This window comes from Nocardia vaccinii NBRC 15922 (assembly GCF_001613305.1).
Classification (GTDB): Bacteria; Actinomycetota; Actinomycetes; order Mycobacteriales; family Mycobacteriaceae; genus Nocardia; species Nocardia vaccinii.
Genome location: NZ_BDCC01000007.1, coordinates 1 through 25,914 on the forward strand (window position 1 = coordinate 1; position 25,914 = coordinate 25,914).

Below are 25,914 nucleotides of genomic sequence, written 5' to 3' on the forward strand. Positions count from 1 at the left end.
CCGAACGGCGAGGCGGGCCGCGAACCTGGTGCGGGCCCGGTCCGATGCGCTGAGGCGGTCCTCGGCGACGGCTCGGCGGGCCATGCGGATGAGCAGGGCGGCGATGGCGGGCAGGGCGGCGAGCAGGACGAAATTGGGATGGGCGTTGGCGTGGGAGATCATCGCCGGCGCGAAACCGCAGAACAGGCCGCCGACGGCCGCGGCGAAGCGTGAGCGCACCAGTTCGCGGGAGAACAGCCAGTACCAGGCGAAGGCGGTGCCGGACAGGCCCGCCGTGAGGACCAGCACGAAGGTGACCGTCGGACCGAACAGCATGGTGACCGGGATGAGCGGCACGCCGACGCCGAACATGGCCGTATTGGCCATCATGTTCACGCCGTCGGGGAAATTCTGCAGGTGGGTGCCCAGCGGGTTCTGTAGATGGGCGATCGCGTGGGCGGTCTCGGCGAAGAACCACTCCCACATGAACTGGTCTTGTCCGCTCTTGACCAGGTAGCCGTTGTGGGTGTCCCGCCACTGACCGGACAGCACGTACGTTGCGAGCAGCAGATAGACGCCTGCGATGACCAGATCGGCGCGGGAGAGCGGAAGCCGTCGTCGGCGCGGGACGCCCTGCTCGTCCGTTGGGGGCCGGTCCAGAACCGCGGTCGCGGCGTCTCCCGCCGTCTGCTCGGTTCGATCCGTTGCCCGCACCGATACCACTGGTAGAACTCCTCCTGCCGATCACGATCAGCGGCCCACGCTACCTCCGAGTTCCGGACGCGCGCAGATCGGACGGGGAGTTATCCACAAGAAAAAGGCTTCTTCCACAAGGTTATGCACAGGCCGGGCGGCAGGTGTGGATCGCCACCATGTCACCGGGAAAGAGCTGAAACCCCTGGTGGAAGTCCTATTCGTGGTCTCGGACGACGACCAGTGTGAACGGCCCGATATCCGTGGTCTCGAAATGAGGGTCCGCGAACAACGTCTTCGGGAACGTCACCGAATATCGCCGCACGTTCGGATCGTTCGGATACACATCCGAGGACAGGCGCAGGGTGTAGCTGTCACCGCTGCTGCGGAACAGGAAGGCATCCGGCGCGCGCCAGGGTGAGTGCGCCAGCGCGTCGCGGAGTTCACCCGGCGACTTCAGCTTGCTCCAGCGAGTGATCTCGGCGGCGCGGGCGGAGAAATCGGCCAGCGGATTGGCGTAGTGCGGGGTCAGCGCCTGGAAACCGTAGTACGGGTAGTAGGACAGGAAGCTGGTGTCGGCGGTGAGGGCCACGGTCTGGTTGCGCGGCCGCCCGGTCTGCGCCAGCAGGGCGGCATCGACGTCGTGATAGTGCGATACCGCCGACGGGCTGCGCTGATCGGCGCGCACACCGTCGCCGTCGGTATCGGTGTAAGCGGTGGTGATCTCGGTGTTCAGGATGCTCGGAATGTCCTGGGTGAACGCGAGCGCGCCGAGCACACCGACCGCGACGGTCACCGCGCGAAACCGTTCGGGCTCGTTGAGGGCTCGATACACCGCCCGGGTCCCCTCGGCGAATCCGAAGACCCCGGCCGCGGCCAGCAGCACCTGCAGGATCGGCTCCAGCCGGAACGCCAGCAGTGTGGTTCCGGCGGCCGTCGCCGTCATCGACAGCAGCGACCACAGATAGATCGCCACCACCGCGATACCCAGCGCCTGTGCCCGCCGCGAACTCGCCGCCCGCAGCACCAGCCAGATTGTGCCGATCAGGCACAGCGCACCGAGCAGCGAGAATTCGAACATCGGAAAGGCCAGCTGCGAGCCGGGCTCGGGCAGATAGTGCAGCGCGGCGTTGGACATGTGCGCGCTCAGAGACTTTCGCAGGTAGGGCCCGTAGGTGATCAGGCCGAGTACCCCGGAGATGACGCCGATCACGATGAGCCGCAACAGAATCGGTCCCAGCGCCCGCAACCACCACAGCCCCGCCCGAGCACTGTCCCGGCGTCGCCGCGCAATCGCCGCGAGCCACGCGAAAAACGCCATCAGGCATACGGCGAATACCGCGATGCCGAAGAACAACGTGTAGAACATGGCCGAGACGCCCAGGAAGATCCCGGTGCCGATGACCGCTCCCCAACCGCCCGCCGTCGCGACGGACGCGTCCGGGCCGGAAACTCGCGGCCGGTGCAGCGCGCCCCACGCCAGCAGCATCGCCGGCGCGAACAGCACCACCAGAACCGCGCTGTACGCCTCCGGCGACGCGTACGCCACCATCACGGCCGTGGTCGCCGCCGCGGCCCCGATCGCCCAATCGGCGCGAATCAGCTTGGACCACAACACCAGTGCCAGCACCGAGGCCACCGCCAGCGATACGATCGCCCACGGCTTGAACGCCTCCCACCCCGGCAGCCCGAGCAGACTCGCCACTCGGCCCCCGAGCCAGAACCATCCGGCCGAGTAGTAGGGCGGCAGATCGGTGTAGGTCATATCGTGCAGCGCGGCGGAATCGGTGAGCCGCGTGAGATATTCGGTCCGGAACTCCTGATCCACCGAGATCCCGAACAGGTACAGCTTGGTAGCCGCCAGCGGCATACCCAACGTCACCGTGACGAACGCCGAAATCCCCGCCCACGACAGCGCTTTCGCCAGCCAGGGCCATCGCCGAAGCCGAATGAGCGTCACCGCCGCGACGAGCAGCACCGCCGCGCCGACCTGTCCGACGGTCGTGATCGCCCGAGTCACATTGGACGCGTTGAACGCCGGCCAGTGCACCACCGAGAACGCCTCGAGCCCGACCACGGCCACGACAACAGCGACGACAGTCGCGAGCACCGCATCCCCGGTAGCCCCCCCGACCCGCCGCCCCACCATCGAAACCCGCCCGATCCTGTGCACTGTGCCTCCGGTCTTCTCGCCACGCTGCTCGAGCGTCCGTCGCCGCGGGCCAGCCTAGCCAGTCGTCATCGCGCCGACCGAGGAGGTCCAGTCGGTGACGGGTGGGTATCGATGCCGGTTGTAGCCGAGATTGATCTAGCAATACGCCTGCATCCGAGCCTATAGCGCCTGCTCCCCGGGACCGTTTGTGGCCGTCCCGGGGCGGGGACTCTAGATGGGGAGGCGGCGGAAGATCGGGCGCGGGATGTGGCGCAGGATCATCATCACGAAGCGGAACTGGTTGGGGGCCCAGACCAGTTCCTTGCCCTTCTGGGCGGACGAAACCGCAAGCGTCGCAATATCTTCCTTGTCGACGGTGAGCGGCGCCTCCTTGACGTGCGCGGAGAACCGGGTACGCACCATGCCGGGGCGGATGACCGTCACGCGCGGGCCGTGCGGGCGCAACGCCTCGCCGAGGCCGAGGTAGAACCCGTCCAGTCCGGCCTTGGTGGAGCCGTAGACGAAGTTGGAGCGACGCACTCGCTCACCGGCGACCGAGGACATGACGATGATCCGCCCGAAGCCCTGCGCCTTCATCTTCTCGCCCAGCAGCACGCCGACCGAGACCGAGGCGGTGTAGTTGACCTGAGCCACCCGGACGGCCTTGGCCTGGTTCTGCCACAGCTCCTCCGGATCGCCGTCCAGGGCGAACGCGACGATCGCGACGTCGATATCGCCCGCGCTCCACGCCGCCTCGATCACCTTGGAGTGGCTCTCGGTGTCCAGGGCGTCGAAATCGATGACCTCGACCGCGGATGCGCCCGCGGCCTCCATCTGCGCGACCGCGTCCGCGCGCAGCGGATCGTTCGGCAGCGCGGCCAGGACGATGCGCGCCGGACCCTTCTTCAGGTATTCGGCGCAGATCGCCAGGCCGATTTCCGAGGTGCCGCCCAGGAGCAGAATCGTCTGCGGGTTACCTACGGCGTTGATCACTGCAGCTCCAGCCTTCTCGCCATATCGGACATGAAAACGCCTGTGGGATCGACGCTTCGGCGGATCTTGATCCACTCGTCGATCCGGGGGTACATCTGGTGGAACGCCTCCGCGGTGGTCCGGGAGTCCTTCGCGGTGTAGAGCCGGCCGCCGAATTCCATGACGCGGCGGTCCAGATCGCTGACCAGCTCGTTGAGGCCGGGACGGATCGGGAAGTCGCAGCAGATGTTCCAGCCCGGCATGGGGAAGCTCAGCGGAGCCGGGTTGCCCGGACCGAACAGCTTGAAGACATTCAGCGCCGAAATGTGTCCGGACGCCTGGATATCGATGATGATCCGCTTGAATTCGTCGACGGCCTCGGTCGGCACCACGAACTGGTACTGCAGGAATCCCGCCGGGCCGTAGGCGCGGTTCCACTCCGCGATCATGTCCAGCGGGTGATAGAACTGCGTCAGGTTCTGGATCTTGCCGGTGTAGTCGCCGCCCATCGCGTAGTACGCCTCGCCGACCGCACCCAGCGTCAGCCGGTTGGCGGTGAAGCTCGGGAAGATGTTCGGCACCGTCAACAGCTGCGGCGCGTCGAACTTCAGCGGGTTCTTCTGCTTCTTCTTCGGCAGCTCGTCGACCTTCGCGAGGCGACCGCGAGTGATGCAGGCCCGGCCCAGTTTCGGCGCGGGGTTCATCACGTCGAACCACGCACTCGAGTACGTGTAGTTCGCCTCGCTGCCGTCGCTGTGCGCGGCGATGGTCTCGTCCAACGTCGTGGTCTTGACGCCGTCGTTGATGAAGTAGGCGGTCTCGGTCGGCGCCATCTCGATGCTCGCGCGCAGGATGATGCCGGTCAGCCCGTTGCCACCGACCGTCGCCCAGAACAACTTGGCGTTGCGCTTGGGCGTGATGTGCTGCACCTGGCCGTCGGCGGTGAGCAGCTCGATCGAGCGGACGTGGTTGCCGAAGCTGCCCTCGCTGTGGTGGTTCTTGCCGTGGATGTCGGAGGCGATCGCACCGCCGATGGTGACCTGCCGGGTGCCCGGCAGCACGGGAACCCACAGCCCGAACGGCAACGCGGCCTTCATCAGCTGATCCAGGCTGACGCCGCCGTCGACGTCGACCATGCGGGTGTCGCGGTCGATCCGATGGATCCGGTTCATCGCGGTCATATCGACGACCAGGCCGCCCGCGTTCTGCGCGTGGTCGCCGTAGGAGCGGCCCAGTCCGCGCGCGATGACGCCGCGGCGCAGGTGCGCCGGCTTGGACTCGTTGTCCTCGGCGACCATGACGACGGCGCGGGCGATCACTTCCGGATCACCCGTCGAGAGCACTTCGGAAGTGGTTGGCGCGGTGCGACCCCACCCGGTCAGCCGACGGGTGTGCGTGGCGAGTGCTGGGGATTCCTGCGACCCAGCGCTGCCGATCTGCGGTTCGCCGCCCTCACTGGCGGCCGTATCCGCGGCTGTGGAGGTCTGAGCTTTCGTGGACATCGGCATAGAGGCTACAGGTATCGCCGGAGGAAGGACCGGGCGTCACCGCCGCCTGCCCCGGATGGAACTCACATCACAGTGCGCTGGGAAGTTACTGGGCATCCGATCTGCACGGGGACTGGCGTGCCGATCCGGGCCCGCTACGCTCGTGCCCGTGACCGCGCACCCCCATCTTCCGCTGCCGCCCGAGTTGCCTCTGTCCGACGAGCCCGGCGGGTCGGATGTCGATCTGAAGACACAGATCGTCCGGTTCATCCTGACCGGTGTGCTGTCGGCGGTGGTGGACTTCGGGCTGTACCTGGTGCTGTGGAAGGGCGCGGGCCTCGACCGCGACATCGCCAAGGCCTGCAGTTTCATCGTCGGCACCACGACGGCGTATCTGATCAACCGGCGCTGGACGTTCAAGGCCGAACCCAGTCGCGCCCGTTTCATCGCGGTGGTCGTGCTCTACGCGATCACCTTCGCCGCCCAGGTCGGCATCAATGCGCTGCTGAATACGATCCTGCCCGCGATGAAGCTGCACGTCCTGGGCCACCCGGTGACGCTCGCGGTCCTGGTCGCCTTCGTGATCGCGCAGGGTGTGGCCACCGTGATCAACTTCGTCGTGCAGCGCGCGGTCATCTTCAAGATCTGACCCGCCTCCCCGGGACTTCAGCGTGTCGTCGAGTGCGTGGAGACTCGGGCGTCGGGGCGGCGGGGCGGCGGGGCGGCGGTTGAGAGCCGATTACCTTTCGGGCGTACCCGGGGAGTTACCCATGTCCGTACGAAACCAGTTGTCACCTGCTTCTTTCCGTGACTTCAGTGTGCGGGTCAGTGCACCGAGACTTGGGCGTCGGGTCGATGGCTGAGAATTGATTGCGTACCGGGGTTACCGATGTTCGTGCGAGATCGGTGATTCTTTCAGGCGACCTGTTGCTGTTGGATGACTCAGGCGGGGGTCAGGGTTACCGGGACTCCGTTGAAGACCGCGTTGCCGGAAGGAACGTCGACCAGCGAAACGTCGGTGAGGGTGTTCGCGTTGACCCCGGGGTGGGTGCGGGCGACCGATTGGGTGTCGTTCTCCTCGTGGCCCCAGCCGTGCGGGAGGCTGACCACGCCGGGCATGATCTCGTCGGTCGCTTCCACCGGGACGGTGACCGCGCCCGCCGCGGATTTCACCACCGCGTGGTCGGTGAGGCCGAGCCGTTCCACGTCGTCGGGGTGGATGTGCAGGGTGCAGGTGTTCGATCCGCCGACCAGGGTCGGGATGTTGTGCATCCAGCTGTTGTTGGAACGCAGCTGACGCCGGCCGATGAGCAGCAGTTCGGGTGCGGTGTCGGCGAGGCGCTCGCGCAGCCGGGACAGATCCTCCAGCAGCGGCTGCGGTGCGAGTTCCACTCGGCGCGAGGCGGTGCGCAGGATTCCGGGCAGGCGCGGGCGCAGCGGACCCAGGTCGATGCCGTGCGGATTGTCCAGCAGCACTTGGAGATTCAAATCGTCGCGGACGGCGGCGTCGTCCTCGGCTGTGGTGGGATTCCACTCCCCGTACGGGCCCAGGCGCAGCATCATATCGATGCGCTGCTCGGTGCTGTTCTCTCCGTGCAGTTCCTCGCGACGGTCCAGCAGTCCGGCCTTGTGCAGCGTTCCGGCGATGACCAGTTCGTCGACGGCGGCGATCGGATCGCGGCTCGGTTCGGGTTGCTGCCCGGAAACCGCCATCGCCAAGCGGGCGAGGATCTCCGCCTCCGAGGCGCTGTCGCCCAGCGGTACCAGCGGGCGCGAGTAGCGCGCGTAGTTGCGCACCGCGAATTGCAGCAGCGCGAAGTCGTAATGCGGCGACTGCACGGTGCGCGGAGGCGGCAGGATCACATCGGCGTGCCGGGTGGTTTCGTTGAGGTATCGATCCACGCTCACCATGAATTCCAGTTCGGCGAGCGCCGAGGCGAGCCGGGGCCCGCCCGGTGCGGACACCACCGGATTCCCGGCGACGGTGATCAGCGCCCGGATCTGTCCCTCACCCGGTGTGCGGATCTCCTCGGCGAGTGCGGCGATCGGGAATTCGCCCATGGCCTCGGGCAATTCGCGGACGCGAGTGGTCCAGCGGCCGAGCCGGAACGGACGGGTCCGCACGATCCCGAGCGCGGCGGCGGTGGCGAACATCGCCCCGCCGGGACGATCCAGATTGCCGGTGAGCACGTTGATCACATCCACCAGCCATTGCGTGAGCGTGCCGAATTCGGCGGTACACGTACCGATTCGGGCATAAACCGCGGCGCTGGGCGCGGCGGCGAGTTCACGGGCCAGCCGGATCACGGTGTCCGCGGGGACGCCGGTGCGTCCGGCGACCACGTGGGGGGTGAAATCGGCCGCGGCCGAGCGCACCTCGTCCAGGCCCTCGACCGGTACGCGGATATCGGTGAGATTCTCCGCGAAGAGCGTGTGCACGATCCCGAACAGCAGATAGGCATCGCTTCCGGGGCGGATGAACAGATGTTCGTCGGCCAGTTTCGCGGTGCGCGTGCGCCGGGGGTCCACCACCACGAGCCGACCGCCGCGCTTGCGCAGTGCCTTCAACCGCCCCGGATAATCCGGCGCGGTGCACAGCGACCCGTTGGACTCCAACGGATTCGCGCCGAGCATCAGCAGATAATCGGTGCGATCCAGATCCGGCACCGGAACGGCCAGCGGATCACCGAACATCAGTCCGCTGGCGACCTGTTTGGGCATTTGATCGGCGGTGCTGGCCGAATACAGATTGCGAGTGCTCAACGCGCGCAGCAATACCGGGACGTACAGTGCCCCGGCGACGGTGTGCGCGTTGGGGTTTCCCAGATACAGCGCCGTGGCCGAGCGTCCGAATTCCTGGACCAGCGCCGGAATCCGTTCGGCGATCAGATCGAACGCCTCCTGCCAGGAGGCGGTGCGCCAGCTGTCATCGGCGCGATCGCGGATCATCGGCTGGGTGAGCCGGTCCGGATCGGCGTCCAGATGTCCCAGACTCGCACCCTTCGGGCACAGGAATCCGCGGCTGAACGGGTCCTCCCGATCCCCGCGTACCCCGATGACGTGATCCTCGGCGTCGAGGGTCAGCTCTAATCCGCACACCGCCTCGCACAGCGGGCAGGTGCGCAACAGGGTGCGAGGAGCATTCGTGACGTCGGTCATAGCACCATCATCACCCGCACCGCCGACCGCCGAAATGTAAACGGCCATACACAACACAAAACCGCGAGAACCGGGTGATTCTCGCGGTTTTGTTGTTGAAACTTCAGCCTTGGCTCAGCTGGCGATGCGGGCCAGCTGCGGCTTGCGCCGTCCGGTGGTGGCCGAACGGACGGCCGCGCCCAGCGCGACCACCGGTGGGATCCAGCGAGCCTCGCTCGGGGCGACGCCCCAGCAGGCGTCGCCGGTCGAGAGCTGAGTCGGCGGCAGCGGGATGCCCGCGCCGTCGGTGTGGACGATTGCGCCTGCCTTGCGCAGAGCCTCGATCGCCATGGCTGCCTTGGCAATACCGGTGACGAGGTGGATCTCGCGGCGCTCGGCTCCCGGGATCTCGATGACCGGGCCCGTCAGGTCGTTGGCTCGCAAGAACCGGCGCACGGCCGCGGCGAGTTCGCCGGTGACCTCGATGCCCGATACATCCTCATCGGTGATCAGGCAGATGCCGTTGGCCGTTTCGGCGACCGTCCAGCCGCGCTGGATGTAGTCCTGCGCGCTAGCGGCCAGCGTGGCCGCCTTGACGGAAGTCGGAAACGTCGTACGCACTGTCTTCTCCATTCCCCGTAAAGATCTGGGTCCTGCTTCGATGCTCTTTGGTCTTGCTGCTGTCACTAGCTGGTCACGAGTCATATCGGGATGCGGCATCCGCGGTGTTACAAGTCCTCGAAACTTTTTCGGCAGCCGTAGAATTCATCACAAGTCGGGTGGACTGATTCATAACGGCTATCACCCGGACGGTGTCGCCTTCGGCTGTCATGGCTCCTACCTTCTCGCCGCTGCCTGTGAATCTCCGAGGTGCTGCCTGTGAATCAAATCCGTTGAGACTGGCAGATTCCCAACGGAATTCTTAACGCCGGCTGGGAGCCATCGCATTGCCGCAGGGCGCGGCCGGGTAGAGGATCACGGATATGACCGATGACCCCGGCGAATCCGTGAGCGTCGAGCCGGACCAGGAGTACCTCGCCTGGCGCGAATCCGTGGCCCAGCGGCTGCCGCTGCGCTCGCGGAGTACGGGCGAGGAGCCGCGCGCGGAGCCCTTCCGGAGTCCGGGGGCGTTCGGTGAATGGTGTGCGTCGGCCGCGCGGGCCCTGCTCGACGTGCAGTTCGCGCGGCCCGCGACCCGCACCCTGCTGCCGCTGGCCTACATTCTGGGCCTGGCCTTCGCGATCGCGGTGCCGATCGTGCTGACCGTGCTGCTGTGGCAGGTCTCCTTACCGCTGGGGATCGTATTTCTGGTGGTGGTCGCGGTGCCGCTGGGACTCACTATCGCCGCCGTGGTGCGGCTGGCGCTGGAGTTCCTGGTGAACGCCGCGCGTCTGGCCGGTCGCGTCGAGCACATCACCGAACTGGCGGACGATCTGTTCCAGGCGCTGTCCGATGTGGCCGAACCGGTCAACCAGCTGTCCGAGGATGTGCGAGCGGTGCAGTTCTGGCGGTTCCGGAAGCGTCCCCCGCGAAAATAACCCCGGTTGGCTCATCTGTGAGGTTGGCGTGAATGCGCCACACCCCATATCGGGAGATCGTTTTGTTGTGCGACAATCCGAGCTCGGGTCCGGACAGCCGAATCCGGTATCGCATAAGGGTTTTGCCGTTCGGCGTGCCGCGATGGCGAGTACGATCGGCGCACGGACGCAGGGGGAAGTACATGGGTCTACCGCACGGGATCACCGGTTCGACGATGCCCCGCCGCCAGCTGGGCCGGCGCCTGCGTGATCTGCGCAACCAGGCCCGGATGACCACGCGGGTGGCGGCGCAGCGGCTGGAATGGTCCGAGGCCAAGATCTGGCGGATCGAAACCGGGCAGACCTCGTTGCGCGGCCTGGACGTCGAGGCCATGTGCAAGGTCTACGGCGCCTCGGGAGAAGCGGCCGAACCGCTGATCGCGCTGGCTCGGGAGACCAAGGCGCGCGGCTGGTGGACCGAGTACAGCGATGTGATCGCCGAGGGTTTCGAGGTGTACCTGGGGCTCGAGGAGGCCGCCACCCGCCTGTCCAGCTACGAGAACGAACTGGTTCCCGGCCTGTTGCAGACGCCGGACTACGCCCGCGCGGTGCTGACCGGCGCGCGCCCGGACATCTCGTCCGTCGAGGTCGATCGACGGGTGGCGGTGCGAATCGCCCGCCAGGCGGTACTCACCCGCGACTCGAAGCCGCTTCGGCTGGAAGCGATGATCACCGAGGCGTTGCTGTGGCACCGCATCGGCGGCGCCGGAGTGATGGCCGCCCAGCTCGACCACCTGCGCCGACTGTGCGAGTTACCCAATATCGAGATCCGCGTCGTACCAACCGATTCCGGCTACCACGAGGGTATGGACTCGGGCAGCTTCACCCTACTCGAATTCGACGACACCACGGGCGAACTCACCGAGCCCCCGGTGGTCTTCGTCCAGAACTACACCGGCACAGCCTATTTCGATAAAGAGAACGAAATCACCCGCTACCGCCAGGCTTTCGAGAGTATCCGCGCAGTGACCATCGACGCCCGCGCCCCCCTCGAACAGGCTCGCGCAGGCCTGAACTCATAATTCCGCACCCGCCCTCGACCCACCGTCCCGAGCGCCCCCCGCGACAACTGGTTTCGCAAGAACACGGGTGACTCCATGTACTCGCATCGAAGTACCTTGCGATTGGTGCGGTTGTCAAGGTGTACACATCCGCATCACCCGCCGAATCCTCGTGGATGACCGAAGAACAGGGACGGTGGCTGCTGGACCGGCTCCCCTGACACCTCGGGAGAACCGCGACCGGTGAACTCCGGCCGCAGCCCTACCCGAAATCCCAGACATGAATCCTGCTGCCGTACCAGAATGTGCGATCGGCATTCGCCGCACGCGCGTCCCGTGGCAACGACCCGATTCACCATGACAGCAGGGATGCCCGGTCGGCAACACCTGTCGCGGCGATGCTGTCCGGCCCACTGTCCGCGTTATGCTGGTCGACCGATAGCTGCATGGGTCCGCTTCTGCGATGTCTGCCGAGAGAACAGGATCGCTATGCGATGTCCACTCACCGTCGCCGCAGCCACTACGGTTGCGGCATGTATGGCCGTCCTCGGCCTGTGGGGCGGTGGTGTCGGTCGGGCCCAATCCCCCGGCGCGAATATCGCCGGTGCGGGAGTTCATCTGACGGCCTCGGTCGACAAGATCGGGGTGAACCCGCCGGGTGACCGGACTCCGAACGTCCTGATGACGTTCTCGCATGCCGTACAGGTTTCCGGCGATTACTCCGTCGACGTCGGTGGCGACCCGATCCGGTCCGGTCAGGCCGTCGCGGGGTTCCTCCTGGGCTGCGGGATCAGTACAGCCGGCGTCAAGGTCGGAATCGGAACCGGTCAAATACTCGCCACCGGAAATTCCTCAGCACTCGCGCCGCCGAACGTCGCAATCAGCGCTCCGGCCAGGGGCAGCCTCGGGCCCCGCGTCCGTGGATTGCTGGGCCTGGGCGAATTCCTGGGCGTGAGCTTGGAGCCCGGCCAGGTCACCACCGCGACCACGGCGACAATCAAGCTCGATGGCAGGACCGCGTTCCCGTTCCGAATCAGGTTCGACAATGCCGCGCTGAATGTCTCGCAATGCACCAGCCCAGTGGCGGCCGTCCCATTCATCACCACCACCGTGTCCACCGCACAGGCAATGACGCAGACAACTTCCTACGGCAATCAGTTCACCTTCTGACACACCGGACCCGACGCCAAATCCCATACCGCGCAAGTAATCCCGTCAACGTCCCAACGCGCGACATCGTCCGCACGGTGCTCACCGGTCGCTCCGCAGGCCACGTGGCGACGTCGATCGCGGCCTGGCACACCAGGATTGCGGCCATCGCCACCAGTTCCGGCGTGAGTGTCGGCACCTCCGACTCGGAGTTCCACGAAGTCGGGACCGCTCGCCGCCTTTGGAACGACGCTACAACCAGACCGCTGGACCGTTCGATGGGAGTCCACTCCCGAGGACCTCCCGGCTCGAATCGAACGGCATGAACGAGGACGAGCATTCCCCGGCAACACGAAGAGGCGGGCGGAGTGAGGCGGGGGAGCCTCAGAGGAGCTGGGCCAGGATTTCGCGGTGGGTGTGGGCGGAGTCGGCGTGGACGGCGCGGCCCTTGTCGGTGAGGCAGACGAAGATGGCGCGGCGGTCGTCGCTGCACATGCTGCGGCTGACCAGGCCGTCGCGCTCGAGGCGGGCGACGGCGCGGGACAGGGCGCTCTGACTCAGGTAGATGTCGGCGGCCAGATCACTCATCCGGTACGTCTCACAGGCGGCGTCGACCAGGCGGTCCAGCGTTTCGAATTCGCTCAGGCCGATGCGGTGCCGGTGCTGCAGCTCCTTCTCCAGAGCGCAGGACACCGTCGCATGTTTGTCCAGGAGCTCGCGCCACTGACCCACCAGCGCGGTGGGTGCTGCCGCTCGCGGCGCTGACGCTGTCGACGCCTTTGTCATGCCGCCATCTTAGTGGTCCGAACTGAACGATGCAAACGCATTAAATGCTTGCACATTTAATGCGCACGCAAGTAATGTTCCGGGTCATGACTTCCACGGCAACGTCCTCGGCCAGCTCCGCTGCCGATACCCGGTGGTCAGCACGCCTCTGGGGCATGTTGATCACGCTGTGCATCGTGTTGTTCCTCGACGGACTCGACGTCTCGATGATCGGTGTCGCCCTGCCGTCCATCGGTAAAGATCTGCACCTGGGCACTTCGACCCTGCAATGGCTGGTCAGCGGCTATGTGCTGGGGTACGGCGGATTGCTGCTGCTCGGCGGGCGCACCGCCGATCTGCTCGGCCGACGCCGCGTATTCCTGATCGCGCTGGGCGTGTTCGCCCTGGCCTCGCTCGCGGGCGGGCTGGTCAGCTCGGCCGCACTGCTGATCGCGACCCGCTTCATCAAGGGGCTGGCCGCGGCGTTCACCGCGCCGACCGGCTTGTCCATCATCACCACCAACTTCGCCGAGGGGCCGGCCCGCAACCGTGCGCTGTCCATCTACACCGTGTTCGGCGCGGGCGGCTACTCCATGGGTCTGGTGTTCGGCGGTCTGATGACAGGTCTCGGCTGGCGCTGGACCTTCCTGCTCCCGGTGCCGATCGCGTTGGCCGCGTTGATCGCCGCGGCCGTCCTGGTTCCCCGCGACCGCCGGAAGGGCGGGTCCGAGGGCGCTGACGCAGCGGGCGGACATGATCTGCTGGGCGCGCTGCTGTCCACCGCGGCCATGCTGCTGCTGGTCTACACCGTGGTTTCCGCACCTCGGGCCGGATGGGCGTCGGCCCGCACGGTCGGTTCGTTCGCCACGGTGGCGGCATTGTTCATCGGCTTCGTGGCGGTGGAGAAGCGGGTGCGGCATCCGCTGATCCGGCTCGGCATCCTGCGCCGCGCCACGCTGGTACGGGCCAGTCTGGTCATCGGCGCGCTGGCGGGGTCGTACTTCAGCTGGCAGTTCATCGTGACGCTGTATCTACAGGACACGCTGCACTGGTCGCCGCTGCAACTGGCCATGGCACTGCTGCCGGTGGGGCTGCTGGTGGCGCTGTCCTCCATGTTCTCCGACAAGCTGGTCGACCGGTTCGGCACCGGCCCGATCATCGCGGTCACCATGATCGCGATGAGCATCGGCTACCTGCTGTTCCTGCGAGTGAACACGCACCCGTCCTACCTGGCGGTCATCCTGCCCGCAGTGCTGCTGGTCGGCATCGGCTGGATCGGTTTCCCGTCGATCAACATCCAGGCCACCGCCGGTATCGATGACGAGGAGCAAGGTCTGGCCGCCGGCGTGCTGCAAACGTCGATGCAGGTCGGCGCGGCGATCGTCCTTGCCATCAACACCGCGATCATCGCGTCCGACGCCCATACCGACGGCTCGCCCGCGGCCGTCCTGAGTGGCTACCGCCCGGGCCTGATCTTCGTCGGCGTTGTGGCGATCATCGGCGCGCTGGTGGCGCTGACCCACTTCCTGCCCGCCGTATCTTCGGCCTCCGCTTCGCTCCGGCGTGTTCGCGGCCCCCGAAGTCTCACCGCTCGGCCCCGGGTCGGGCACTCGTTCCTCGCACCCGCCACGCGTCCGAACGACGAAACGAGCCGCGAACGGGAGTTGGCGTTGTCCGGGGTATCGGAACCGGGTGAGTTGAGTGCGGGTCTCGATAGCTGAAAGGGTTCAACAGCGAAATGGGCTGTGAAAGGAGACTTCTCCATCCGCAGCCCATTTCGGCGGTGGTGATCCGAGCCGATGCCGGCGGATTGTTTTGTCCGCGAACGACGGTCAGCCGCGCAGTGTGCGCAGGCTCGGGGCCGCGGCATCCTTCGGGGAACGGACGTAGGTCAGGGGTTGGCCGTCGCGGCCGGTGGTCGGCCAATCGATGGCGAGGTCCGGGTCGAAAGCGTCTATGTCGCGGTCGAATTCGGGGGAGTATTCGAGCGAGCAGAGGTACGTGGCGGTGGAATCGTCCGCGAGGGACAGCAGGGCGTGACCGAGGCCGTCGGAGAGGTATACCGATCGGCGGTCCGCATCATCGATCAGCACGGTGTCCCAGGTGCCGAAGGTGGGGGAGTCGGGACGCAGATCCACCACGACGTCCAGGAAAGCGCCACGCACGCAGGTCACGTATTTTGCCTGGCCGGGCGGGGTTTCGGTGTAGTGGATACCGCGCAGCACTCCGGCCGCGGACACCGAGGTGTTGACCTGCCGAAGATCGAACGGCCGCCCGACCACCTTCTCGAACTCCGAGGCCTTGAACGACTCGAGGAACACCCCGCGATCGTCGCCGTGCAGCCGCGGCGTGAACTCCCAGGCGCCGGGTACGGACAACTCTCGAATCTGCATCTCACCAATCCTGTTCGTGTTCGGGCGGATTCGTCTCGCGCCCGCGTGCGAGCAGGCCGAACAGATACTCGCCGTAGCCCGAGCGGGTCAGCGGTTCGGCCAACCGCGCGAGCTGTTCGTCGTCGATATAGCCCATCCGCCACGCGACCTCTTCGGGCGCGCCGATCTTCAGGCCCTGGCGTTCCTCGATGGTACGGACGTAGTTGGCCGCGTCCAGCAGCGAATCGAAGGTTCCCGTGTCGAGCCAGGCGGTGCCGCGGGCCAGCACGTCCACCTGGAGTCTGTTCTGCTCCAGATAGGTCCGGTTGATATCGCTGATCTCGTATTCGCCACGCGCCGAGGGACGTAGTGCGCGGGCGATCTCGACGACGTCGTTGTCGTAGAAGTACAGCCCCGGGACGGCGTAACTCGAGCGCGGCTTCGCGGGCTTCTCCTCGATGGAGATCGCACGGCCCGCGGCGAACTCGACCACTCCGTAGGCGGTGGGATCGGACACCGGGTAGGCGAAGATCGCACCGCCGGTGATCCGGTGGAACCGCCGCAGCCGCGTGCCCAGGCCCGGCCCGTGGAAGATGTTGTCGCCCAGCACGAGGGCGGCCGGTTCGTTGCCGATGTGATCGGCGCCGAGGACGAACGCCCGCGCCAGCCCGTCCGGTTCGGGCTGCACGACGTAGCTGATCGCGATGCCGAACTGCGATCCGTCGCCGAGCAGCCGGGTGAAGGAGAGGGCATCCTCGGGTGTGGTGATGATCAGGATGTCCCGGATGCCGGCCAGCATCAGGGTCGAGAGCGGGTAGTACACCATCGGCTTGTCGTAGACCGGGACCAGTTGTTTGCTCACCCCGCGCGTGATCGGATGCAGCCGTGTTCCGGTGCCACCGGCCAAGATGATTCCGCGCATGTCACACAAGTCTGCCAGCTACGGCGGGATAGGGCTCGACGAGGTTCCGACTCGGCGGCGAAATCGTCACGGCGGGTTATCCGGAGCTCGATCCGGCCGATTCATATTGTGTAGATCACTTCTGCGTGGTCTGCTGAAACGACACCGTGTGAGATGTCAGCGCCGACAACTCGCCGCCGGAGTTCCGGTTGCCGGTGATGCGGCGCGTCCGGAGTGAGGTGGTGCGTGATGACGGCCCTTGGAGTACGAGATTCCGGATCGGGTGTCGTGGCGAATCCAGACGGGAGCAGTCTGACCTCCCGAATGTTGCTATTCGCTTGCCGGGGATTCGTAGGACCGTTCGTGCGGCGCTATCCGGTCACCCCGCTGACCATGCCGGCCGCGCGAATACTCGTCGACGGACTCTCCGCCTTGCGACCGGGGCCCGCGGGGGTGGAACGGGAACAGGTGTGGCTCAACGGTTTCCGGATGGAGATCCTGCGTCCCGCCGGCGCCCGCAAGGCGTTGCGCGACGGTGTGGTGATGTACCTGCACGGCGGCGGGTTCTTCCTGTGCGGCCTGGATACGCATCGTCCGATCGCGGCCGCGATCGCCCGGCGCACCGGCCTCGCGGTGGTCAACGTCGAATATCGCCAACTGCCCGGCATCACCATCGCCGAGTCGGTCGAGGACTGCCTGACCGCGTACCGGTGGTTGATGCGGCACGGGGTCGATCCCGCCCGGATCGTCTTCGCCGGCGACTCGGCCGGCGGATATCTGAGTTTCGTGACCGCGTTGCGCGCGGTCGAGGCGGGTCTGCCGTCCCCGGCCGGGCTGGTCGGCCTGTCTCCGCTGCTGGACCTGGACTGCGCGGCCAAACAGGATTACATGAACGTGGAGCGCGACGCCTACATCCCGCTCTGCGGACTCGAGCAGGTGGTCGAGCACGGTGCGAAGGTCCAGGGGCTGCTGGATCCGGCGCTCTCGCCGGTCAACGGCGCGCTGGCGAGTCTGCCCCCGGCGCTGCTGATCGTCGGTGAGGACGAATTGCTGCGCTACGACTGCGAACTGATGGCCGAGCGGCTGACCGCGGCCGGGGTGCCGAACTCCCTGGAGTTGTGGCGCGGCCAGGTGCACGCGTTCATGAGCATCCTGCCGAACATGCCCGAGAGCCGGTCGGCCCTGGGCCGGGTGGCGCGTTTCGTGCGTGCCCGGATCGAGGTGGAAACTCCCGCGCGCACCGCATGAGAATTCGTGCGCCGCAACAGGACTCGATCGAGGCCGCCGCACGTCCCGAATGCGAAAGCGCCCCCGCACGGTCGAACCGTGCGGGGGCGCTGTCCGTCTGGAGCGGTATTACTTGCTCTTGGGCGCGACGAACGGCGCGTTGATCGTGGTGAAGTACTGCGCCGCGGCCGCGATCGCGACCGGAGCGGTCACCAGCAGCTGGCCCGCGAGGGTGCCCAGCGCGCCGACGGCGATGATGCCGCCGAGGCAGCCGATCGCGGCGGCCGGAATGAACGCACCGAACAGGCCGACGATGGCCGCGGCCGCGACGGTGGCACCGGCGATGCCGCCGAGCACGCAACCGACCGCGCCGCCGCCCAGGCCACCGACCAGGGTGCCGATGGTGGCGCCGGTGCCGATGGTGTCCTTCATGCGGTTGAACGCGGCCTGCTCACGGTCGTACGGGGTCTTCCACGGCGCGCTGTCCTGGTAGGGCAGGTCGACCGGCTTGTAGACCGCGTGCTGCATGTCGAACTGCGGGGTCAGCGTCGCGGTGTGATCGGCGATGTTCGCCGCGATCGGGAACTCGAAGTCGTCGACCCGGAACTTCAGCGGCGTTCCGGCCAGCACGGTGCCGTTGGCAGCCTTGATCTTGAAGACGCCGTTCTCGACGTCCATCGAACCGGCATCGGTCTTGATGATGGTCGCGGTCTTGGTGGTGGTGGCCTTGTAGTCGACCGCGCCGTTGGCGGCGGTGGCCGGGGCCGCGTTCACGGTGCCAGCGGTGATGCCGAGCGCGGCGATCACCAGGGCCGACGTCGCGGCGAATTTCCTCATCAACATGTTCGTGGAACCTCGGTGGTTTCGAATCGGGGGGACCAGGGAATCGAAATCCAGGTCAGCTAACGCCCGGTGAATCGACCGTGACCCTTAATTCAAATTCTGTTCACCGAGCGGTACCGGCGGTTTGTGAGCTTGCCGAAAATCGCAGCGCGCGTACGGTTTTGGGCAAGCTACCGGACCACCGGTCGGGTGCCTCTAGTGATGAACATCACACCGAATGAAGGTATCCAGTGCTGGAAACTTGACCTGAATAAGGTATTGACACGGCGCGCACTCAGGGTATCCGCTCGGCGGATATCATCGGTGATCGTGCGATTGCTCATTACCGGAGGCGCCGGATTCATCGGCGCGAACTTCGTCCGGCACACCGTCGCCCAGCGACCGGATATCCGGGTCGTGGTACTCGACGCGCTGACCTATGCCGGTAACCGGGCCTCGCTGGATTCGATCGCGGATCGAATCGAGTTCGTGCGCGGGGATATCACCGACGCGGAATTGGTCGATCGGCTGGTGGGCGGTTCGGACGCGGTCGTGCACTTCGCCGCGGAATCGCACAACGACAACTCCCTGGCCCGGCCGTGGCCATTCGTACAGACCAATATCGTGGGCACATACACGCTGCTCGAGGCGGTGCGGCGGCACGACGTGCGGTATCACCACATCTCCACCGACGAGGTCTACGGCGACCTGGACGCGCAGTCCCCGGCATTCACCGAGAACACTCCTTACAATCCGTCCAGTCCTTATTCGGCGTCCAAGGCCTCGAGCGACATGCTGGTGCGGGCCTGGGTGCGTTCGTTCGGGGTGCGCGCGACGATCTCCAACTGCAGCAATAATTACGGTCCGTATCAGCATGTGGAGAAGTTCATTCCGCGTCAGATCACCAATCTCATCGATGATGTGCGGCCGCGGCTGTACGGCGCGGGCAATCAGATCCGGGACTGGATTCACGTCGAGGACCACAACCGGGCGGTCTGGACGATTCTGGAATCCGGTCGTATCGGGCAAACCTATCTGATCGGTGCGAACGGCGAACTCGACAACAAATCCGTGGTACAGCTGATCCTCACCGAATTCGGCCGCGATCCGGACGATTTCGACCACGTCACCGATCGGCCCGGACACGACCGCCGCTACGCCATCGACGCGAGCCTGTTGCGCACCGAACTCGGCTGGACGCCGCGATACGGCGATTTCCGCGCCGGACTGGCCGCCACCATCGAGTGGTATCGCGAGAACGAAACCTGGTGGCGGCCGGGCAAGGCCGCCGTCGAAAACGCGTATGCCGAAGCGGGGGAGCGGGTTCTGTAACCCGCGCCCCGGCCGGTCAGCCCCAGACCATGAAGCGGTACTTCAGGACCGCGGCCACCAGCGCCACGATCGTCGCCACGACGATCACCACGGCCGGACCGCGCACCGGTGTGCGACCGGCGGAGTCGGTCAGCCGCAACGGTATCCAGCGCAGCAGCACCGCAAGGCCCACGATGGCCAGCGGGACGAAGTAGCGCCCCTGCACCCCGTCGACGAGATAGAACCCGACCGGCGAGAAGGACATGTACAGCGTCACATAGATCATCGCGACACTCGCCACGATCACCAGCGCGACGATCGCGATGCGCAGCCGCGCCGCGGACATCCGCTCGGCGATCCCGGCGCTCACCGCGAATGCCAGCAGGCAGGCCACGATCGACAGCGCCGGCACCTCGACATAGGCGAAGCCGAGCTCACCGAAGAACTGGGTGAACCAGTTCTGATCCCGGAGCCAGATGCTGTGGATGAAGATCTGCGTGAACCGCCCCGGATGTTCCAGGATGAACTGCAACTGATCGCCCGGCCGCACCGAATGCCATTGCGCGGGAGGCCGCATCAGGCCCATCCCGTCACCGACCGGCGCGGCGATCTTCATCCACGCCGCGAACAGCGCCGCCCCGAGAACCGCGAAGCACCACGGGATCCAGCGCAGGACGCGGCCGAATCCGTACTGCCGCGCGGGAATCAGCGCGAGCAGCATCGCCAGCAGGACATAGGTCGGTTTGCTCAGCGGTAGCGCGATCGTGGCGAACAGTGCGGCCACGACCTCGCCGCGCGACAGGCGCGCGTTCAGGAACAGACCCTTCACCAGCAGGCAGGAGACCAGAACGGCGAGTGCGTTGGTGATCGTGTCGGCGGTGACCGTACCGGCTTGGAACAGCGCGATCGGCAGTACCGACACCGTGAACGCCAGCCACTGCACCCGATATCCGCGCAACGCGCGCAGTCCGAATGCGACCAGCACCAGATAGGCGATCAGTCCGGCGAGCCTGGTCAGCAGCACCGTCTGCCCGACGTTCAGCCCCGCCGCCTCCGCGATGCGCAGGCCCACGGCCGCGGGCACGTACGGAACCGGGGAGTAGGCGGCGGTATTGGTGAACCACATCTGCTTGGTCGCCGAGGAGACCGGCGCGTCCCCGAGCCGGTCGTACTGTGCGCGACCGGCGGACAGCGGTGCGGGTTCGGGCGGTTTGCGGTTGTAGTCCCGGAACGCGTAGTTCATCATCGCGTCGATGCTCACCGGAATCTGCCCGCCGTAGGCGACCCCGCGCGAGTCCGCGATCCGCTGCGGTCCGAACCCGCCGTGCGCGACCTGGTAGGACCGGCCGAACTGGGTGAGTTCGTCGTGTCCCCAGAACGGCGGCGTGAGCACGGTGAACACCGCGCCGAAGACCGCGGCGACCAGGACGAACGCGAGCGCGGCCGGGCCCAGGTGGCGCCGTACCCAGTGCGCCACGGCGCTGGTGCGGCGCCCCTTGGGTGAATCCGTCTGTGCCGCAGCGTCTTCGGACTTGCCTCCGGTCCGATGCCCGGCGTCGTCGGCGGGCGATCGGTCTGCTTCGGGTTCGGCCTGCGTGGTCATCCGGCCCGCCCGGCAGATTCGGGTACCGCCGCGCCCACGGCCGAATACCGCAGATACATCAGCCTGGCGGCCTCGTGGCGGGACCGGCGGATGCCGTCCAGGATCAGCCCCGCGGTCCAGGCCAGACTGCCCAGCAGCAACAGGGTGAAAGCCAGGAACAAGGTGGGGAATCGAGGCACCGAATGGATCTCGTAGAACTGCACGATGATCGGCACGGTCAGGATGATCGAGATCAGCCAGGCCAGTGTGCCGAACAGCCCGTAGAAGGCGACCGGACGCTCGTGCCGGGCCAGGCCGATGATCAGCGCCAGGATCTTGAAGCCGTCGTGGTAGGTGCGCAGTTTGCTCTCACTGCCCGCGGGTCGATCGCGGAAACCGACCGGGACCTGGGTCTGCGGCACCCGCAGGTGCAGCGAATGCACCGTGAGCTCGGTTTCGATCTCGAATTCGCGCGAGACCGCCGGGAAACTCTTGACGAATCGGCGCGAGAACACCCGATAGCCCGAGAGCATGTCCTCGACGTTATCGCCGAAGACCTTGCCGACGACGCCGTTGAGTACCTTGTTACCCGTTTCGTGACCGGTGCGGTATGCCGAGGCGCCCGCGTCCTCACGGCGAACGCCCAGTACGTGGTCGTAGGGCCCGGACAGCAGGGCCTCGATCATCTGCGGCGCGGCGGCGGCGTCGTAGGTGTCGTCGCCGTCGATCATCAGATAGATGTCGGCCTCGATGTCGGCGAAGGCACGCCGGACTACGTTGCCCTTGCCCTTGGTCGTCTCGGTGCGCACGATCGCACCCGCTTCGCGAGCCCGCTCGGCGGTGGCGTCGGTGCTCAGATTGTCGTAGACGTAGACGACGATATCCGGCACGGCAGCCTTGAGGTCGCTGACGACCTTGGCGACCGCGGCCTCCTCGTTATGACACGGCACCACAGCGGCGATGCGAAATTCGGTGGGGTCCACCCCGTCAATCCCTCGGTATTTTGATCGGCCGACGAAATTACGAACACCGGGAGGCTACAGGGCTCCCACGGGCCACTGTTCGCGAACCCTGGATACGAGCTGTGCCGAACCCTCGGCCTTCGGAGCGGGTATGGCCCACCCCGAGGGCGATTCGCGGAACGCTGGGAGTTCGCGGCGTGTCATGATCCCTCCGATTCCCGCGCCACGCCGACGCGGAGGTTCACTCCACGTCTCGTAGGGCGGACGCGTGGCTGGTGCGCGGCACGGGGCGAGCGGTGAGACTCGGGTGACCGCGTACACGCCGGGGCGCAGGACGGAATGCGGCTCGCGCCCGTCGCCGGTCCGACGCTGCCGGGTGCGAGGAATGAGTGCCGGGCACGGGCTCAGCGGTGAGATTCGGGGGCCGCGAACATGCCGGAACGGAGCGGAGGCGAAGATTGCAGCGTGTCCCGGAGTGAGATAGTGGCCGAGGAAACCGGGAGATCCGGTGCTGCCCTGCTCGGCAGGTTGATCGCCGCATTGCGGACCGGCGGAGCATTTCTGGTGGTCGGCGGGATCGGGTTCCTGGTCGACGCGGGCACCTACAACCTGCTGGTGTTCTGGGGCGGTCACGGTGTGCTGTACCGCTCGCCGCTGATCGCGAAGATCATCGCGATCGCGGTCGCGACGGTGGTCACCTATTTCGGCAACAAATGGTGGACCTTCGCGCACAAGAAGGGCGGCAGCGCGGCGCGCGAATATCTGCTGTACACCGTGTTCAACCTGATCGCCATCGCATTGCAGCTCGGCTGCCTGGGGTTTTCCCGGTATGTGCTGCATCTTTCGACGCCGCTGTCGGACAACATCTCGGGCACACTCATCGGTCAGATCGTGGCCGTTATTTTCCGCTATTGGGCATACGACAAATTCGTGTTCACCGGCGCGTCGGCGGCCCGCCCCGACAACCAGGCGTGAGTCGGCGATAATGATTGCCGCCGCACAGGAATCACCGAGCAGACGAAACACAGAGGGAAATCCAGTATGGAACAGTCGGCTGGTCAGGCCGTGACCGAGAACGACCGGCGCTCCGTCGCCCCCACGCCGGGGGTGCGGGCCGCGGAAAACCTCGCGCCGGACCGGTTGGTGCTGGCGCGCGGCGTGTTCACCGGCCCCGCGCCCAAGATCAGCGACGAACTGTATGCGGTGGTCAAAGGCAAATCACGGCGTGAGCGGCTGTCGTTACGGCTGGACAAAGGGGTCAGCGCGCATACCAACACCTATTTCGGCCGGTTCGCCGCCAGTTACTGGCAGCGGTGGACCACCGTGACCGAGGTCGAGGTCGCGATGACCCTCGAGGTGGGTGATCGGGCGCGCATCCGGCTGGCGGCCTCCGATATCGCCGGGCACCGCCGCATCATCGACTCCGCCGACGTGTCGAGCGATGGCCGGGTCGTGCTGCGCGCACCGTTGGACCAGTACGTCGACGGCGGTGCGCTGTGGCTCGAATTCGACGCTGTAGGTGGCGAACTCGGCATCAGCGAACTGGCCTGGAGCGCACCCGCCCCCGAACGCGTGCGCCCGCTGGCCGTCGCGATCTGCACGTTCAACCGAGCCGAGGACTGCGCGCACACCGTCGCGGCACTGGCCTCGGATCCGGTGGTGCTGTCGGCGCTGACCGCGGTGTACGTGGTGGATCAGGGCACCGATCTGGTGCAGAACCGTCCGCTGTACCAGGAGACCGCGCCGCGGTTCGGCGAGAAGCTGCACTACATCCGCCAGCCCAATCTCGGTGGCGCGGGCGGCTTCACGCGCGGCCTGTACGAGGTGTCCGCGCCGGGCAGTTTCGCCGATTCCGAGCACGCCGACATCATCCTGATGGACGACGACATCCTCTGCGAGCCGGAAACCGTTGTGCGACTTCAGGCTTTCGCCAATCTGACCGTGGAGCCGACACTGGTCGGCGCGCAGATGCTGTTCCTGCTCAACCCCGACTACCTCAACGTCGGCGCGGAGGAGGTGCATCTGGGCGAGCTCAGGCACGGTCAGAAGGTGCCCAAGGCGTTGCGCAACACCAGCATGCTCAAACGCAATCAGGAACGCCGGGTGGACGCGGGCTACAACGCCTGGTGGACCTGCCTGATCCCGGCCGAGGTGGTGGACCGGATCGGGCTTCCGGTGCCGATCTTCTTCCAGTGGGACGACGTGGAATACGGCATCCGGGCCCGCGAGGCGGGTTTCGTGACGGTGACGCTGCCGAACGCCGCGGTGTGGCACGCGGACTTCTACTGGAAGGACTACGACGACTGGGCGCGCTATTTCAGCATGCGCAACTCGCTCATCGTCGGGTCGATGCATACCGACCTGGATCCCAAAGTCGTTACCCGCCAACTATTCCGGACTCTGGCCGAACACCTCGTCGCGATGCAGTACGGCCTGGTGCACACCACGTTGCAGGGCATCGAGGATTTCCTGAAGGGCCCGAAGGTGTTGCGGGACGGCGGAATCGCGGCCCTCGCCGCCGCGCGCGGGACTCGCTCGGAGTACGAGGAGACGGTCAAACATCCGGCCGCGACGGCTCCGGTCCGGTCCGCCGACATCCAGGTGCGCCGCGACGTCGGCGATCCCAGCCGCCCGGTCCTGGTGCTGATCAAGCGTGCGATCCAGCAGTGGACCGGCCGTACCCAGCCGGGCCTCAAGGCCGTCACCCGCGAGGATGCGCACTGGTGGCACGTGGCCCTGTTCAACCACGTCATGGTCACCGACGCCTCCCAGTCCGGTGTGCGAATCCGCAAGCGGGACAAGGCCAAGGCTCGCGCCCTGCTGCTGCGCACCATCCGCGTCCTGCGCCGGCTCCGCCGCGAACTCCCCGCCCTGAGCCGGCAATACCGCACCGCCATGCCCGAACTCACCAGCCGGGAAAACTGGGAACGCTTGTACGAGCTGTAATTTCGGTGCTGTAGCTTCGGCCTCCGCTTCGCTGCGGCGGGGCGGGGACCTTTTCCAACCCCGCCCCTCCCCTCTCTGCTCCGGTCAGTGCAGGCCCGGGGTGGCGGAGCGGAGCGGCCTCGGAGTGGGCATTGCTCGGGGTGTGCGGAACGCAGGTGATCCTGGGTGTCCTGCCGTGGGCGGCGGAACTCGTGGTCGCGAGGTCAGTTGTCGTCGCGGGGCCGGCTGGCGGTCAAGAGGATTCGGGCTGCCTCGGCGACGTCGTCTTCGAGCCAAGAGGGTAGTTTCCCTTGGCGGGCGTGGCGGCGCAGGGCGGCGTTGGGGAGGTCGACCACGGCATTGGCCACGCGGTCCAGATCGCGAGGGTCGGTGCTGTGGAACAGCTCTCGGGTGAGGCGCTGGATGTGGGCGACGAGGGGGGCGTTCATCTGCTCGAGCCGGTGGCGCAAATCGGATTCGGGTTCGCCGTCGAGCAGGTCGCGAGGGCGCAGCTGCAGCAGCAGGCGCGCGTCCTCGGGCAGGTTGCGGGCGAAAACTATTGCCGCTACTGCCATTCCGACCGCTGCCTCGAGCGCGTCGGGATGTTCGGCCGCGGCGAGCGCGCGGGCCTGGAAACGTTCCAGGGCCCGAATCCAGGTCGCGACGAGGACGCCGTTGCGGTTGCCGAACCGGTGGTAGAGCGTGCCGACCGGCGCACCACTGGCCGCCGCGATCGCGGCGACGCTGGCCGCGCGTGGACCGTCCCGCAGCACCAGGCTGCGGGCGGCGTCCAGGATCGCGTCGGTGTCGTGCTTGCGGGGCGGCGCCATCTACCAGTGCATTCCTCGGTCGGGAAGTCCATCGCTGACGGCACCCCAGACTAGTCCGGCCCGGACCTG

General features: G+C 66.6%; 21 protein-coding genes and 1 pseudogene. 9 read left to right on the forward strand and 13 right to left on the reverse strand.

What is annotated here, in order from left to right; translation table 11 throughout:
* From NV1_RS02800 to dprE1, 4 genes and pseudogenes are all read right to left on the reverse strand, one after another.
* Positions 1–639, reverse strand: a pseudogene (locus tag NV1_RS02800) (glycosyl transferase); the annotation flags it as partial.
* Positions 640–889: 250 nt separating this feature from the next.
* Positions 890–2,821 carry a galactan 5-O-arabinofuranosyltransferase gene (locus NV1_RS02805; RefSeq protein WP_067885187.1) on the reverse strand — a complete coding sequence of 644 codons (1,932 nt, stop codon included), beginning with the start codon at positions 2,819–2,821 and terminating at the stop codon, positions 890–892.
* A 234-nt stretch (positions 2,822–3,055) separates the two neighbouring features.
* Positions 3,056–3,817 (reverse strand): decaprenylphospho-beta-D-erythro-pentofuranosid-2-ulose 2-reductase, encoded by a 762-nt coding sequence (gene dprE2 / locus NV1_RS02810; protein WP_067885189.1) that lies wholly within the window; start codon positions 3,815–3,817, stop codon positions 3,056–3,058.
* Positions 3,814–5,298 (reverse strand): decaprenylphosphoryl-beta-D-ribose oxidase, encoded by a 1,485-nt coding sequence (dprE1, locus tag NV1_RS02815; RefSeq protein ID WP_084525067.1) that lies wholly within the window; start codon positions 5,296–5,298, stop codon positions 3,814–3,816. Before dprE1 ends, dprE2 begins: the two co-directional genes overlap by 4 nt.
* Before the next feature lie 154 nt (positions 5,299–5,452).
* On the opposite strand from dprE1, the gene NV1_RS02820 reads away from it, so the two are divergent.
* Complete coding sequence (locus NV1_RS02820; protein WP_281181778.1) at positions 5,453–5,932, forward strand: GtrA family protein; 480 nt, start codon at positions 5,453–5,455, stop codon at positions 5,930–5,932.
* 293 nt (positions 5,933–6,225) lie between these two features.
* Here the strand turns inward: NV1_RS02820 and NV1_RS02825 are convergent, their stop codons facing one another.
* Both NV1_RS02825 and NV1_RS02830 read right to left on the reverse strand, forming a co-directional pair.
* Positions 6,226–8,442 carry a molybdopterin oxidoreductase family protein gene (locus tag NV1_RS02825; RefSeq protein ID WP_067885191.1) on the reverse strand — a complete coding sequence of 739 codons (2,217 nt, stop codon included), beginning with the start codon at positions 8,440–8,442 and terminating at the stop codon, positions 6,226–6,228.
* Positions 8,443–8,556: 114 nt separating this feature from the next.
* Positions 8,557–9,042 (reverse strand): hypothetical protein, encoded by a 486-nt coding sequence (locus NV1_RS02830; RefSeq protein WP_067885747.1) that lies wholly within the window; start codon positions 9,040–9,042, stop codon positions 8,557–8,559.
* Between the two features lie 362 nt (positions 9,043–9,404).
* On the opposite strand from NV1_RS02830, the gene NV1_RS02835 reads away from it, so the two are divergent.
* From NV1_RS02835 to NV1_RS02845, 3 genes are all read left to right on the forward strand, one after another.
* Positions 9,405–9,959: a DUF4282 domain-containing protein gene (locus tag NV1_RS02835; RefSeq protein ID WP_067885193.1), complete on the forward strand. Its 555-nt coding sequence runs from the start codon at positions 9,405–9,407 to the stop codon at positions 9,957–9,959.
* Positions 9,960–10,141: 182 nt separating this feature from the next.
* Positions 10,142–11,020, forward strand: a complete 879-nt coding sequence (locus tag NV1_RS02840) for a helix-turn-helix domain-containing protein (RefSeq protein WP_067885195.1) — start codon at positions 10,142–10,144, stop codon at positions 11,018–11,020.
* Positions 11,021–11,488: 468 nt separating this feature from the next.
* The gene (locus NV1_RS02845) at positions 11,489–12,169 is read left to right on the forward strand and encodes an MspA family porin (protein WP_169813277.1); all 681 of its coding nucleotides are present in this window, start codon (positions 11,489–11,491) and stop codon (positions 12,167–12,169) included.
* A 363-nt stretch (positions 12,170–12,532) separates the two neighbouring features.
* On the opposite strand, the gene NV1_RS02850 is transcribed toward NV1_RS02845, so the two are convergent.
* A complete protein-coding gene (locus NV1_RS02850) occupies positions 12,533–12,934 on the reverse strand; it encodes a MarR family winged helix-turn-helix transcriptional regulator (protein WP_067885198.1) in 402 nt (133 codons plus the stop codon).
* Positions 12,935–13,020: 86 nt separating this feature from the next.
* Here NV1_RS02850 and NV1_RS02855 point away from each other — a divergent pair, with 86 nt between their 5' ends.
* A complete protein-coding gene (locus tag NV1_RS02855) occupies positions 13,021–14,634 on the forward strand; it encodes an MFS transporter (RefSeq protein WP_084525068.1) in 1,614 nt (537 codons plus the stop codon).
* A 111-nt stretch (positions 14,635–14,745) separates the two neighbouring features.
* On the opposite strand, the gene NV1_RS02860 is transcribed toward NV1_RS02855, so the two are convergent.
* Together NV1_RS02860 and rfbA are read right to left on the reverse strand one after the other, a co-directional pair.
* Positions 14,746–15,306 carry a dTDP-4-dehydrorhamnose 3,5-epimerase family protein gene (locus NV1_RS02860; protein ID WP_067885200.1) on the reverse strand — a complete coding sequence of 187 codons (561 nt, stop codon included), beginning with the start codon at positions 15,304–15,306 and terminating at the stop codon, positions 14,746–14,748.
* A 1-nt stretch (position 15,307) separates the two neighbouring features.
* Positions 15,308–16,207 carry a glucose-1-phosphate thymidylyltransferase RfbA gene (gene rfbA, locus NV1_RS02865; RefSeq protein ID WP_067885202.1) on the reverse strand — a complete coding sequence of 300 codons (900 nt, stop codon included), beginning with the start codon at positions 16,205–16,207 and terminating at the stop codon, positions 15,308–15,310.
* A 342-nt stretch (positions 16,208–16,549) separates the two neighbouring features.
* On the opposite strand from rfbA, the gene NV1_RS02870 reads away from it, so the two are divergent.
* Positions 16,550–17,434, forward strand: a complete 885-nt coding sequence (locus NV1_RS02870) for an alpha/beta hydrolase (protein ID WP_245713532.1) — start codon at positions 16,550–16,552, stop codon at positions 17,432–17,434.
* Positions 17,435–17,542: 108 nt separating this feature from the next.
* On the opposite strand, the gene NV1_RS02875 is transcribed toward NV1_RS02870, so the two are convergent.
* Positions 17,543–18,256 carry a DUF8020 domain-containing protein gene (locus NV1_RS02875; RefSeq protein WP_067885206.1) on the reverse strand — a complete coding sequence of 238 codons (714 nt, stop codon included), beginning with the start codon at positions 18,254–18,256 and terminating at the stop codon, positions 17,543–17,545.
* A gap of 309 nt (positions 18,257–18,565) precedes the next feature.
* On the opposite strand from NV1_RS02875, the gene rfbB reads away from it, so the two are divergent.
* Positions 18,566–19,567, forward strand: a complete 1,002-nt coding sequence (gene rfbB / locus NV1_RS02880; RefSeq protein WP_067885748.1) for a dTDP-glucose 4,6-dehydratase — start codon at positions 18,566–18,568, stop codon at positions 19,565–19,567.
* A 16-nt stretch (positions 19,568–19,583) separates the two neighbouring features.
* Here rfbB and NV1_RS02885 read toward each other — a convergent pair whose 3' ends face one another.
* Positions 19,584–21,149 (reverse strand): DUF2142 domain-containing protein, encoded by a 1,566-nt coding sequence (locus NV1_RS02885; RefSeq protein ID WP_067885208.1) that lies wholly within the window; start codon positions 21,147–21,149, stop codon positions 19,584–19,586.
* Positions 21,146–22,111: a glycosyltransferase gene (locus NV1_RS02890; RefSeq protein ID WP_067885210.1), complete on the reverse strand. Its 966-nt coding sequence runs from the start codon at positions 22,109–22,111 to the stop codon at positions 21,146–21,148. Before NV1_RS02890 ends, NV1_RS02885 begins: the two co-directional genes overlap by 4 nt.
* A gap of 444 nt (positions 22,112–22,555) precedes the next feature.
* Between NV1_RS02890 and NV1_RS02895 the strand changes: the two genes are divergently transcribed.
* Complete coding sequence (locus tag NV1_RS02895) at positions 22,556–23,065, forward strand: GtrA family protein (RefSeq protein WP_245713533.1); 510 nt, start codon at positions 22,556–22,558, stop codon at positions 23,063–23,065.
* Between the two features lie 66 nt (positions 23,066–23,131).
* Positions 23,132–25,036 (forward strand): glycosyltransferase, encoded by a 1,905-nt coding sequence (locus NV1_RS02900; RefSeq protein WP_067885212.1) that lies wholly within the window; start codon positions 23,132–23,134, stop codon positions 25,034–25,036.
* 203 nt (positions 25,037–25,239) lie between these two features.
* Here NV1_RS02900 and NV1_RS02905 read toward each other — a convergent pair whose 3' ends face one another.
* Positions 25,240–25,845 (reverse strand): TetR/AcrR family transcriptional regulator, encoded by a 606-nt coding sequence (locus tag NV1_RS02905; protein WP_067885214.1) that lies wholly within the window; start codon positions 25,843–25,845, stop codon positions 25,240–25,242.
* Positions 25,846–25,914 lie beyond the last annotated feature (69 nt).

Bases quoted from the DNA above. Each gene is read 5' to 3' on its own strand.
- NV1_RS02805 (WP_067885187.1), bottom strand. From the start codon at position 2,821: ATGGTGGGGCGGCGGGTCGGGGGGGCTACCGGGGATGCGGTGCTCGCG.
- NV1_RS02885 (WP_067885208.1), bottom strand. From the start codon at position 21,149: ATGACCACGCAGGCCGAACCCGAAGCAGACCGATCGCCCGCCGACGAC.
- NV1_RS02905 (WP_067885214.1), bottom strand. From the start codon at position 25,845: ATGGCGCCGCCCCGCAAGCACGACACCGACGCGATCCTGGACGCCGCC.
- NV1_RS02825 (WP_067885191.1), bottom strand. From the start codon at position 8,442: ATGACCGACGTCACGAATGCTCCTCGCACCCTGTTGCGCACCTGCCCG.
- NV1_RS02875 (WP_067885206.1), bottom strand. From the start codon at position 18,256: ATGTTGATGAGGAAATTCGCCGCGACGTCGGCCCTGGTGATCGCCGCG.
- dprE1 (WP_084525067.1), bottom strand. From the start codon at position 5,298: ATGTCCACGAAAGCTCAGACCTCCACAGCCGCGGATACGGCCGCCAGT.
- rfbA (WP_067885202.1), bottom strand. From the start codon at position 16,207: ATGCGCGGAATCATCTTGGCCGGTGGCACCGGAACACGGCTGCATCCG.
- NV1_RS02840 (WP_067885195.1), top strand. From the start codon at position 10,142: ATGGGTCTACCGCACGGGATCACCGGTTCGACGATGCCCCGCCGCCAG.
- NV1_RS02900 (WP_067885212.1), top strand. From the start codon at position 23,132: ATGGAACAGTCGGCTGGTCAGGCCGTGACCGAGAACGACCGGCGCTCC.
- NV1_RS02835 (WP_067885193.1), top strand. From the start codon at position 9,405: ATGACCGATGACCCCGGCGAATCCGTGAGCGTCGAGCCGGACCAGGAG.
- NV1_RS02860 (WP_067885200.1), bottom strand. From the start codon at position 15,306: ATGCAGATTCGAGAGTTGTCCGTACCCGGCGCCTGGGAGTTCACGCCG.
- NV1_RS02855 (WP_084525068.1), top strand. From the start codon at position 13,021: ATGACTTCCACGGCAACGTCCTCGGCCAGCTCCGCTGCCGATACCCGG.
- NV1_RS02850 (WP_067885198.1), bottom strand. From the start codon at position 12,934: ATGACAAAGGCGTCGACAGCGTCAGCGCCGCGAGCGGCAGCACCCACC.
- NV1_RS02845 (WP_169813277.1), top strand. From the start codon at position 11,489: ATGCGATGTCCACTCACCGTCGCCGCAGCCACTACGGTTGCGGCATGT.